The 11,945-nt window shown below is 60.7% G+C and carries 7 protein-coding genes and 1 pseudogene; 5 read left to right on the top strand and 3 right to left on the bottom strand.

Annotation, left to right across the window (positions count from 1 at the left end):
- Positions 1–3 precede the first annotated feature (3 nt).
- The 4 genes from ACWF5H_RS12785 to ACWF5H_RS12770 all read left to right on the top strand — a co-directional run bounded on the left by ACWF5H_RS12785 (position 4) and on the right by ACWF5H_RS12770 (position 7,127).
- Positions 4–1,968, top strand: coding sequence for a DEAD/DEAH box helicase (locus ACWF5H_RS12785; protein ID WP_452037296.1), 1,965 nt, complete (start codon positions 4–6; stop codon positions 1,966–1,968).
- Positions 1,965–3,161 (top strand): GIY-YIG nuclease family protein, encoded by a 1,197-nt coding sequence (locus ACWF5H_RS12780; RefSeq protein ID WP_452037294.1) that lies wholly within the window; start codon positions 1,965–1,967, stop codon positions 3,159–3,161. The genes ACWF5H_RS12785 and ACWF5H_RS12780 overlap by 4 nt, the downstream gene beginning before the upstream one ends.
- A gap of 520 nt (positions 3,162–3,681) precedes the next feature.
- On the top strand, positions 3,682–4,929 hold the full coding sequence (locus ACWF5H_RS12775; protein ID WP_452037292.1) for a hypothetical protein: 1,248 nt from the start codon (positions 3,682–3,684) through the stop codon (positions 4,927–4,929).
- A gap of 329 nt (positions 4,930–5,258) precedes the next feature.
- On the top strand, positions 5,259–7,127 hold the full coding sequence (locus tag ACWF5H_RS12770) for a hypothetical protein (RefSeq protein WP_452037290.1): 1,869 nt from the start codon (positions 5,259–5,261) through the stop codon (positions 7,125–7,127).
- Between the two features lie 79 nt (positions 7,128–7,206).
- Here ACWF5H_RS12770 and ACWF5H_RS12765 read toward each other — a convergent pair whose 3' ends face one another.
- Entirely contained in the window at positions 7,207–8,103 is an 897-nt protein-coding gene (locus tag ACWF5H_RS12765) for a DNA/RNA non-specific endonuclease (protein ID WP_452037288.1), read from the bottom strand.
- 185 nt (positions 8,104–8,288) lie between these two features.
- Complete coding sequence (locus ACWF5H_RS12760; RefSeq protein WP_452037287.1) at positions 8,289–9,011, bottom strand: hypothetical protein; 723 nt, start codon at positions 9,009–9,011, stop codon at positions 8,289–8,291.
- A gap of 1,243 nt (positions 9,012–10,254) precedes the next feature.
- On the opposite strand from ACWF5H_RS12760, the pseudogene ACWF5H_RS12755 reads away from it, so the two are divergent.
- A pseudogene (locus tag ACWF5H_RS12755) lies at positions 10,255–10,338 on the top strand (ATP-binding protein); the annotation flags it as partial.
- 1,123 nt (positions 10,339–11,461) lie between these two features.
- On the opposite strand, the gene ACWF5H_RS12750 reads toward ACWF5H_RS12755, so the two are convergent.
- Positions 11,462–11,845, bottom strand: a complete 384-nt coding sequence (locus ACWF5H_RS12750; RefSeq protein ID WP_452037286.1) for a hypothetical protein — start codon at positions 11,843–11,845, stop codon at positions 11,462–11,464.
- Between the last annotated feature and the right edge of the window lie 100 nt (positions 11,846–11,945).

Below are 11,945 nucleotides of genomic sequence, written 5' to 3'. Positions count from 1 at the left end.
CCGATGAACATCGTTGATGTGACCTATGCCCGCACGAAGGCCTCGGTCAACACCGATGCCCTGGGCATGCGCGAGATGCAGCAGCGCGTCTTCGCCAAGCGCGATGCACAGCACCTGTTGGTGAAGGCACCGCCCGCTTCAGGCAAATCTCGTGCGCTCATGTTCGTGGCGCTGGACAAGCTCTACAACCAAGGCCGGAAGAAAGTCATCGTCGCCGTCCCCGAGCGATCCATCGGAGGCTCCTTCTCCTCCACAAAGCTCACCTTGAACGGGTTCTTCGCAGACTGGGAAATCAAAGACGAACACAACCTCTGCGACCCCGGTTCCTCGCAGGGTAAGGTCGGAGCGTTCATCGACTTTCTTGAAGGCCCCGACGCCACGCTGGTCTGCACGCACGCAACTCTGCGGTTCGCCTTTGAAAAGCTCGCACCGGAAGCGTTCAACGGTACCGTGCTGGCGATCGATGAATTTCACCATGTCTCAGCGGACACGGAGGCCAACCGGTTGGGTGCGCTCCTGCGGGAAGTCATGAACGGCTCGGACGTGCACATCGTTGCCATGACCGGTTCCTATTTCCGCGGTGACTCCGTGCCTGTGCTGTCTGCGGAGGACGAGGCACGGTTCACGCCGGTCACATTCAACTACTACGACCAGCTCAACGGCTACGAGTACCTGCACTCGCTCGGTATCGGGCACCACTTCTACCAGGGGCGCTATACCGATGCGATCGGTGAGGTCCTGCATCTGGACAAGAAGACAATCGTTCACATTCCGAACGTCAACTCGGGTGAGTCCACCAAGGACAAGATCGAAGAAGTCGGGTTCATCATCGACGCGATCGGCCATGTCGAAGCTACCGACCCGGAGACTGGGATCATCAGCATTCGCCACAAAGACACTGGTGAGATTCTTCGGGTCGCTGATCTCGTGGATGACACGGACCAGAAGAAGCGCGCTGACACGCTCCACTATCTTGCCCACGTAGCTTCCAAAGAGCGCGATGGTGTGGACATCATCATCGCACTGGGCATGGCGAAGGAAGGCTTCGACTGGCCTTTTGCCGAGCACGCCCTGACCGTCGGGTACCGTGCCTCGCTCACCGAGGTCATCCAGATCATTGGGCGCGTCACCCGCGACAGCCCCGGCAAGGAGCATGCCCAGTTCACGAACTTGATCGCTGAGCCTGACGCCACTCAGAGTGAGGTGAAGGTCTCGGTGAACAACATGCTGAAGGCCATCACGGCGTCGTTGCTGATGGAGCAGGTGCTCGCGCAGAACTTCACCTTCAAGACCAAGCGCACTGACGACGATGACGTGAATCCGCCGGGAGTCATCAAGATCAAGGGATTCAAGGAGCCATCGTCCGAACGCGTCAAACAGATCGTGGAAACGGATTTGAATGATCTGAAGGCAACGATTCTGCAGGACGATACCTTCGCCAAGGCGGCCGCCGGCTCGGTCGATCCCGAAACGACGAACAAGGTTCTGATCCCGAAAATTATCCGCGAGCGGTACCCCGACCTGGACGAGACTCAAGTTGAAGAGCTTCGTCAACAGGTCATCGTGGACTCCGTCATCAAGAACGGTGAAGTCCGCGAGGTCGGTGATAAGCGGTTCATCAAGATGGCCGAGAAGTTCGTCAACATCGATGACATCAATATCAATCTCATCGACTCGGTCAACCCATTCCAGCGGGCCTTCGAGGTCATGTCGAAGTCCGTGACGCCGTCCGTACTGCGCATCATCCAGGACACCATCACCGCCACACGTGTGGAGGTCAGCGAAGAGGAAGCCCTGACCCTTTTCCCGAAGATCCAGAACTGGGTCAAGGTTGCAGGACGCAGACCGAACGTACGATCTGAGGATCCAACCGAGAAGCGATATGCCGAGGTGCTGCTGTTCTTGCAGCGCAAAAAGCAGGAGCATCAAGCCGCGCATCGGTCGATGGAAATGGCAGAGGAAGCATGAGCGAAGCGGAAACGGTTGGACCCGTAGATTTTGCCTACCCGGGGAATTTCCAAGAGTTGTTCGACGCGGATGTTGACGGGCTACTTGACGCACCGGAAAAGCCTAAGAAGGTCACCTCAGCCGATCGCTTGGAGCGCGCGTTCCTGGAGGTCGTGGAGTTTCGCCGTGCCCATGGCCGGATCCCCAGCTCGACGACGCGGGAGATCGCCGAACGAAAGCTCGGAGCCCGGCTCGATGGCATCCTCGCCGACGAGGAAAAGATCGCAGCACTGAAGCATCTCGACGAGTTTGCATTGTTGGAGGTACCCGAGGCCCCTGCATCGCTTGATGACCTGCTCGCAAATGATGATCTGGGTCTGCTGGGCGACGACTCCGGCATCCTCGATGTCTCAGACCTGCCCGTGATCAAGCGCCCGGAGTCTCCGGACTCGGTCGCTCAGCGGGTGAAGGCCGAGGACTTCGACCTGTTCGAGCCGCTGTTCAAGGCGAAGCATGCCGAGCTGGCCGAGGGCACGTACAAGCTGATGCCCTTCACTGGCATGGATCTAATCCGCGAAGGCGTGTTCTTCGTGTTGAGCGGCGTCATGTGTTTTGTCGCTGAGGTCGGCGAGGACGTCGACCTGATCGTCGGTGGCAAGCCCAGGCAGAAGCAGCGTCTGCGCGTCGTCTTCGAGAACGGCACGGAATCGGCGATGTACAAGCAGAGCCTCATGACCCGCATGTACGAGGCGCAGGGCCAGGTCCTGGCTAGGACTGGCCACGATGCCGGCGAGGTGCTCGACGCGGACGTGGAGAGCGGCCATATCTACGTGCTGCAGTCGCTCAGCGACGACCCTCAAATCGCGGAGAGGAAGGATCTCCACAAGATCGGCTTCTCCACGACGGACGTCAAGACCCGCATTAAAAACGCGGCGAATTCGCCGACCTATCTGATGGCACCCGTGAAGGTGCTGGCGGACTACCGGCTTTACAACGTGCGTGCGTCGTGGCTAGAGCACCTCTTGCACCGCGTGTTCGCCGAGGTGCGGCTGGACCTGACTCAGGTCAACCGGAAGGGACGCGATTACGACCCCTCGGAGTGGTTCGTTGTGCCGCTGGAGACCATCAACACGGCTGTCGCAATGATCATGTCCGGCGAGATCACCGACTATGTCTACGACAAGGCGCTGCAACGGCTGGTCGAGCGTTCCTGAGCCGGGGCTCAATGGGTCCTGACTCAGCCGGCGTCTACTTCAGCGATAGGTTCAACGTGAACCCCTAGGTGCTCGTGTATTGGGGCGCGTGCGACATTTCAGTCGTCCCCGACCTCCCGGACTTTATCGACCCGTTATTGCGTTCTAACAGCGACAAGGACGAGTATCGCGCGACGCGCTGCAAGGAACCACTTCGTGCACCGCGTATTCGCCGGAGTGCAACTCGACCTCATTCCGTCCACCGCGAGGGTGGACCCCTAGGAGCGGTTCGCCCCTCCTAGAAAAGGGATCAACCAGGTGCTGACCACTCGGGTCAGTACCTCGTACACCCGACGAGCTGGCCTTGCGAAGCGGGTGGGCGGTCCTAGCGCGTTCGCAGGAAGACATGCCTGAAGGCTGAGCGGCCGATCTAGCGTTCAGGAAGACATGCCTGAAGGCTGAGCGGCCGATCTAGCGGCCCTACTCCGCGGACATCCGCACCAACTAGTGAAGGAGTAATAGGCTGATGACGAGGTGAGGCATGTCTGATGAGCAAAATCCAGTGGAGCAACGGGCGGACGTCGCTCCTGAACCCCCAACGTTTTCTCCGCTAGAAGTAGCAGGGGATGACGGAGGCGAAGAGCACATTGATGAATCGCAGGCAACCGCATCCCCTATGGACGAGCTCGGAAGGGAAGTTCGGCGTCAATTCGAACGGGTTCCCGCGATAGGCACCAGATGGCGTTGGTATGACATTCCGTACCGGATGCTGCACTGGTTCTCGAATACTCGCACGGTTCGGCGCATGCCTTGGCGGATACGTCACCTCGCCAACCGAGGCATAAACTTCATGATGACGTTCAATCACTTTGAAAGATTAAAGATCGAACGCCTCGACAACCCCATGCACAACTTGGTTGTTGACCCAGAAGAGAAGGTCACCCAAGGTGGAATTTGGGTGATAGACATCTTCCCGCCAAGCCAATACTCCCAACTGGTACGCGCACTACGCAAGAATCAGTGGGATAGCGAGAAGCTGTTTTCTTCGATGGACCGGTCCAATGCGGACCGGGTGACGGAGGCACGGCGCGGCCGTGGTTTCAGCTGGGCACGCATCGGCTCAGTTTCCAGCCCAAACTCAGGTTATCTCTTGCTTGACGGGAAGCGCGAGAAGCTCCCCAAAGAGTTTGCCTACATCGACATTTCAGCGGTGCAGATTGGGCACAGCTTAACGGCCGTCGTAGCCTTCATGCGTTTGAGTGATCTGGGTAGCCAGTCATTGAATAGCGTCTGGCACACCATCCACGAGCCTTACTTTGAGTGGCGGGGTCTATCGCGGCCAATTGTCGAAAATCGCTACTTCTCAGCCATTCGTGCGACTCAAAGGGAGAGGAAGCGACTTCATGACCTCGCAAGGTCATGGCTCGGCGAGCAGTGCCCAGGGTACTTCGCTGACTGCGATTCCGGCCAGCCCGTTATCGACTTCAATCTCTTCGAGGTGCACGATCCTCTAGAGCCGGTCGACTCCAAAAGCCATCGAGACCAACTTCGCGCACTGTCCATGCAGAACCAGCCCTTCCACAATCTCGTCTCAACAGACCTGAAAGGATGCGTCCTGATCCCTGGCGAGGCATTAAGGCGCTCCGAGCAAAGGCTCGAGAATTGCTGGTCCAAGCAACCATTGACCGCAATGCACCTAAGCCACCCCCGCCGGCTTGCAGCAAGTGCTCAACTCTCCTGCCGGTCAGTAGCCAGTGCGACTACTGCGACTGACAAAACGCGTCAATAAAGTTTCGTGGCCTACCGTTAAGCCGTGAGGTAGCCTCGTTCATCGCTTAGGGAGCGTCTCTGCGCAGAACGCGAAGACCCCGGGGCTGCGACGATTCGGAGCCCCGGGCAATGAAGCGAATTTGACCACGTTCTGTAGCAAACATGCTCGGGGTGTAACTGGTACTTCTGCGGGTTGAGGACCAGCTGAGAATAGCCGATCCGCATAACTCCAACCAGTTTCAAACCGGCATCCCCCTTTCTGTAGTTGCATCGTGTCTAATCGTTCGAGCCCGTTAAGCATGCATTGGCCCGCCTACAGTGGCCGAAATCCCATGGTCGGAGGACCCCTTGACCACCACACCGGAGACAGCCGCCTCCTACTCGACCGTTGGTACGCGCCGTGACGCCATCGACCTCGCAGCATTCTTATGCCACCCCGAGCGGGACCAACCGGTGGTGGTGGTCTCCTCCACGAGGGAGGGTCCACGGATCGATCCGGCCGCCGTCGCCAGGCGTCTCGGAACCACAGCCACGGTCTACCTCCTGGCCACACCTGGGGTGGCTTACGACTTCGATGAGGCCATGCCTGATGAGACGTCGGTCTACGGCGGGGCCGCCCGTTCTTACCCGACCGGGACAGCATGGCACACCAACCAGAGAATCTCCGTGCTTCGCTTGGCCTATTCGGACATCGAAGCCCGTGACGCCGTCGACCTCCTCGCCGAGGACGTCGACAATATGGACCCGTACGCGCCTCCCGTCACCACTTCGAGAACCCCGGCCCGATCAAAGGAACCCGACGCCGTCGAATGCGAGGTCTCCATGCTGCTGCCCCCGGACGGAGTGCTGGTGAAAGTGGCTGACGGCATGGCCCGCATCGATGTCTCCACCCTGGCACCAGGAATCGATCCGGAGCGGCTGTTCACGCCGGGTCAGAAGCTTACCGGCACCGTCCACGACGGGCTGCTGACCATTACCTCCGGCATCCATACTGTCGCCGAGGCCGTCGCCCACGCCCGCGCCGGCATCACTCACCCGGCCCTGGTCCTGACTGAGAAACGCATCGCCCTGTTCCCCGGACTGGTCGTCCGCCACGCCGCCGCGATGGAGCCAGGCAGCGTGATCGCAGTCCGCATCGAGCTCTCCGGTCGCGCCGACGGTAAGGCCTGGAAGTTCTCCACGGCGGAGGACTCCAAACCGGAGTCGATCACACCGGCCCTGCCGTTCTGCGTCGGCGCTGAACCTTGGATCGTCTGGAGCCCTCGGGCCGAGCAACCGCCAGCGCAGACGGTTGAGTCCATCGAGCCCGCGGAACCGCAACCAGATCTAGAAGGCAAAAACTCTGCCTTAGCTGAAGACGATGTGCCAGCCGCGGCCGATGAGGATGGGGCCCGTCCGGCAACCACGCGCCACGCTGCGGTTCACCCCGACGTCGCCTCCGCATTGGAGTTGATCCGGACGACACTGCACGATCTCGACGAAACGAACCGCCGCCTTGAAGCCGAGTCCGCCGAGTTGCGTCTCAGGGCCTCAAACCATAAGCCGGCGGCCCCCGTGCCCTCCCCCGGAGCCAGCGGCGCCGCCTTGGATCAGGCCCAGCGGCGGGTAGCCCTGCTGACGCGGGAGCGGATCGAACTCGTCGGGGACCTGACCCGGGCGCTCAGTGATGCGGACGCCCTGGCTGCTGAGAACACCGCCTTGGTCCATGAGAACGAACGCCTGCGCGAAAGTGTCCGTACCGAACAAACCCGTGCTGCCCGTGCCCGTCAGCTTTCCCGGGACATCTCCGCAGCCGCTGACACCGGCCCGCTGTTCACCGACCCCGTCGAGCAGTTTCGCCATGAGATCTACGTGGAGTGGACCACCCGTATCCCTGCTGCTGCCAAAGCGGAGATGGCTATGGCGGAGTACGGCCTCGGTGAGGGATTCCTGCCGAGTGTCGAGCGGATCCAAGGCGTGGACCGGACCAAGATCGTCGCTGTCGCCGTGGAGGTCCTCACCGGCATCGCCGATAGCTCGCCCGGCCGGGACATGCACCGGCTCCGCAACGGACCGAAGGGCGGCACCGGCTACGTCGAACACCCCGAGTACGGCACCGCCTGGCGGGTGGCGCTGCAGGTCGACACGGCCGCGGCCCGGCGGCTGCACTTCTGGCGCGGCGCGGAGGGCAAGGTCATGTTTGCCACCGTCGGCATCCACGACGACATGGGCATCTGAGCTTGAAGAGCCGTCAGCGAATCGGTTGTCCCTCTCGGCGGAACCTTTGGGGCACTTGGAGAACCAGAAGCAGCCCCGTCTAGTCCTCCAGATCGAAGTCCAGGTCGAGGTCTTCGACGGCATTCAGTTTCCGCCACGTGGAGCCGACGCGGGCAGTCCCGAGGGCCGCGGCGATCGGCATCCGGTCCACGGCGACCAACTGGTCCAGGTCCAGGCCGGTCAGCTCGGCGATGTCCCTGATGGGTGCTTGGAACGTCCGGAACGGGCCCAGCGGCGGGACGTCGTCGATCGACTCCGGCCGCGGGACGTCGCGCAGCTCGCCCAGCTCAGGCGTCTGGTCCACCACGTATCCGACGGCCGCCAGCTCTCCCCGGTGGAAAAACACGGCAACCTTGAAGAAGCGCAACGGGATCTCCACACCCCGATAAACGGGATCCTTGGCGCTGAAAATCGGCCCGGTGAAGACGACAATCCTGTCGCGGTACTCGGCGGCATGCTCCTGCAGGTAAGACTCCAGGCCCAGCCACAGTTCGAGGCCCTGGTTGAACTTGGCCGCCTGGGGAGCGGCGTTGGTGTAGTGGAAAGTGTCTTCGTTGGCCAGCTTCGCCTCGGCGACCGTGTCGCCCCAGACCGCCGAGGCCCGGCGGACCAGGTGGCCGCGGTCGATGTCGTTCCGGGCGTAGACCCGCTCGCCCGTCTGCAGATCGGAGGCCAGCCGCGGATCCAGCCGCCAGGAGATCCCCGCCCTGTCCAGGTCCATGAGCTTGCTGCCGTCCATACCCAGTCCGGTAACGGCCGCGAGACGCTTATCCGGACGCATCAGAACCGAGAAGTGCGTGTAGGGCAACAGGACCGTCTCCACGCCGGGCAGGGCGGGCATCGGCACGGGCTGGCCCAGGAAGTTCTCATCGAAGCCTGCACGGCCGGCGAGGTCTTTGGCGGAGAGGGGCTGTGCTACGAGCAGTTCGTCATCCATGACGGGACGCTACCAGCGCACCTTGCACGCTGGGGTGAACAACGAGCAAAACTCGGTTTCGGGCGCAAATATTCGCGGAAGTACAAAGGGTTGGGCTGGGCCGTTAGGTCTTGTCCGCTCGAGCTCAAGCTCATTATGTCACGGGCGGCATTCGCCTCCTGAGCACCCGAATGGCGCGGAGGCAGTCAGAAAGTGCAGCCTTGAAGCGATCCCTCATCGACGACCTTCCCGTCAATCAGGATTTTGCAGGTCGGCGTCTCATCGCCCCCGCCGTCATACCACGTGGTGATTCCTATACCCATTTCGGGGTCGCTCATCGATCTGGTAATTTCCCAGTGGCCGGAGACCCCTTCGACACAGCCGTATTCCATGGGGTGCCCATAATCGACGTTGAAGGTTTTCCCGGGTTCACCATCCACGACGTACGTCACCGGGGTGCCGCCGGCTACTCCTTCGAGCCCCGCTTCACCGGGTCCCTGGCAGTTTTTGCCCGGCATCTGGCCGGTGGTTTCCGGAGACGGCGCAGAGGCAGGTGCCGGACTCCTAGCGGCGTTCGGTGATACGGAGGGGGCCTGCGCGGAATTGAGCGGAAGGGTGGGGAAGGTTTCTCGGAGCTGGACCAGGTTGACGGCCAGCAGGAAAGTGATGATGAGGGCGATCACGGTCCCGATCGTTCCGAGAATCAGCCCGGCAGTCCCCGCAACCGTATCCCTTGGAACCCGCGCGCGGCCGATGCCTCCGAAGATCATGGCCAATGGTCCGAGCACGAGGGCCGGCAACCCCAGGACCGGAATAAAGGCAACGGCGACGGCGAAGGCGCCTAGAATGAGCGAAGCGAGGCCGAACCCGTTCATCCTCGGAAGATCGTCCTGCTTTGCAGGCACGACGAATTGTTCGGTCATAGACATGGGTGGTCCCTCGGAGTGGTCGATGCGGGCGGCGGCTGGCTGTCCGTGCGCAGAGCGCTTGTGCGCCTGTGAAAGCTTATCCGCCCTGGCAGGCCTAGGCGGGCAGGCTTGCCAGATCAGCGATACGGAAGATCCTCACACGGGGAGCTTCTACATCATTGACGCCGACGAGGACTAGCGACCCCTACTAAGGCAGGCACGCGACCGAATAGAAAAATTACCATGCGGTCCTTCCCCACAGTCCTATCAGAGCCCCCACCTGCCTTATTGATGCGAACCGGTCAGGTGAGGAGATCCGGTGGTGGAATGGGGCAGAAGGCGCCTTGAACAAGCTGAGTTACGGCCAACCTGCGCTGCGTCGAACCGCTCGTCCGTGACAAAGGGTCTGCCCGTGACCGGTTCCCATATCGTTCCGGATCTCAGCAATGGTGTGCAAAGTCGTGGGCAGGGTCATCTTTGAGCCCTGCTCGGTCGTGTCCATTCCTCTCTGATGCCGACCCTGGTAAGCGCCACTTGGCCGTGCAGCAACCTGCTCGACTGCGTACTCCTGATTGAATGCAGATCCTCAGACTGCAGAGGCTCGCTAAAGCTGAGGCACGAGGGTGACAATCGCCGAGCCCATAGCGAACGCGGCGAAGCACGTACAAGCGCGCTGAACGTTGGGAGAATAGTGCTTTTTGCGGTCTGGCTGAAAGACATTGCTTGTTCCGATGCTTACGATTGCGGCGATATAACCCAGAACCCCCACTATTAGTGGCAGCCACCCGGGGGTCCATTCGCGCATCTCGAATCCAACTACTACCCCGAGGGCAATGCAGGCGAAAAGGCCATATATCCAAGGCTTTATCGATTTTGACGAAGTGTTGACTTGTGAAATTGACATGACTGGAGCGTATCTAAATTAACCACCGGGCAGTGATTTCCGCTGCTTGATGACGGCGTTTCGCGACCAGTATAAGGCGGCCGCTAGCCCGCCCACACCGTCCTGCAGTCGAGGGGACACAGCCTTGATGCTGGTGGCTTTGCTGGCTCTTCACAATCCGGGGTGTAGTCGATGTGTGAGCGCGGTGGGCGCGTTGGTGGCCGGATAGGGGTCGAGGCCTTCCGATGATGGAAGTTCTCACACCGCCCATCCGGAAGACCTCGACGTGTCCAACGCTACCTTCGTATCCCCTGACCTGACCACGTTCGCCCGCCTCGATGAACTGGGATTGGAGGCCGTTGGGCAGCGGCTTGAACCGGATCGGCCAACCTGTTCTTCCAACTCGTCTCGTCCCGCTACGAACACGCCTCCCTGGTCCTCACCAGCAACCTGGCCTTCAGCAAAGCGCATTTGTTCGTTTGAACATGTGTCAGGTGGTGCCGACACCAACCGTCCCCGCGGGCAACTGACTGGCCACCAACGGGATATTTCCGAGGCCGCACGTGGGCACCTTTTCATGGCCTTTGACAGCCGTGTCTGGTGCGGTAGATTACACCGTTACAGCACCGTGGTGCACGGCCCGACGATTCGAAAAGGCAGGCCTGGATTGGCGAAAAAGGAGCAGATCCCTGACGAGCGCCTCTTGAGCAGTGAGGAGCTCGCCGAGTACCGGCGGATCAAGAGTTCCTGGGAAACTTACCGAGGCGGTGCGAAATGGGGGCTCATCTCTGCTGCCTGTGCCTTCGGCTTGTTTCTCGGGTGGCTGAGCAGCCAAGCTTTCAAAAGCGGAGACGAAGCCGGCTCAAACACTTTCGGGGCCATCGGCATGACCTTGTTCCTTGGTGCGATCCCGTATGGTCTGCTGCTCAACCGCATCGCCGACATCCGAAGGGAGCGAACGAATCGTGCAAACGCCGAGGAGTACCTGCGCAGCATCGACTACGGCCGACGCACTCTTCCGGAGCCGAAACGTACGGTCGACGACAGTGATGGTTCCTACAGCCCGCACTGGCACGTCCGTGGGTACGACCACTCGAGGCATGCCGGCATGTTCTCGTCATCCGACCGGTCGACGATGAATGAGTACGGGATGGACGCGGACACCTACATCTCAAACGTCCTGGAGAACGACCGAGACTAGTAGATCGTCGCTGCTAATGCTCGGGGTATAGGTGGCGGAGGTTGGTGCGCGCGTCACTGGTGGTGAAGTGGCTCTTCACAGACGAGGGTGCAGTCGGGGTCTGAATCCGCCGGCTTCCAGCAGGTGCGCCGGGCAGAAATGATCACATCGTACAGGAACCGCCTTTCTAGATGAGTAGATCTAGAGGCACGATCAGCGCGGCGCAGGAGTGTGAACCAGTGTATCCAGAAGGGATGGACCCAAGGCCATACTTGGCGGGCCGACATTCTGGACGCCGTAGGTACAGCACTCAGTTTCACATTGAAACGAAAAGTCGAGGCGTTCGATAGCAGTCAGGCCTCTGAGCATCCGCAGGTGAACGGACGGGGTCAGTGTTTCCTGCCAGGCTCAGTCTAGGTCGCTGATGGCGAGCAGGACGCGGATCATGTGCAGGACGGCCTCGCGCTGGGGCTGGGTGTGGCGGTTGGCCCGTTCGGGCAGGATGAATGGTTCGGTCTCCCCCGGGGACACGGCTGCGGCCTTCCGGAGGGCAGTCATGGGGACTTCAAAAACGGCAGAGAAAGCCTTCAGGACAGTCTCCGAAGGGGTCACCGGCGGGGTGCGCAGGTACTTGTCGACCGCGGTGTAAGAGACGGTGATACCTCGCTTTTCTGCTTCCAACGCAATACGGCGGGAGGACCAGCATTCGGTATTGGCGTCCTGCAGCAAAGCGGCCAGAGTTCGCTGGCCCCCGCCCGAAACCGACGTGTATTCCAAAACGTCAGTCGTCATTTCAGACCACCCCTCCTAACCGAACCCCACGTAGTCCACATTCTGCCTGATCCCCGGGTTGACTCCCCCCTTCGCTTAATTCGAATATGTGTTCTATTTT

This window comes from Arthrobacter sp. NPDC055138 (assembly GCF_053607305.1).
This window is presented reverse-complemented; position numbering and strand designations above follow the sequence as displayed.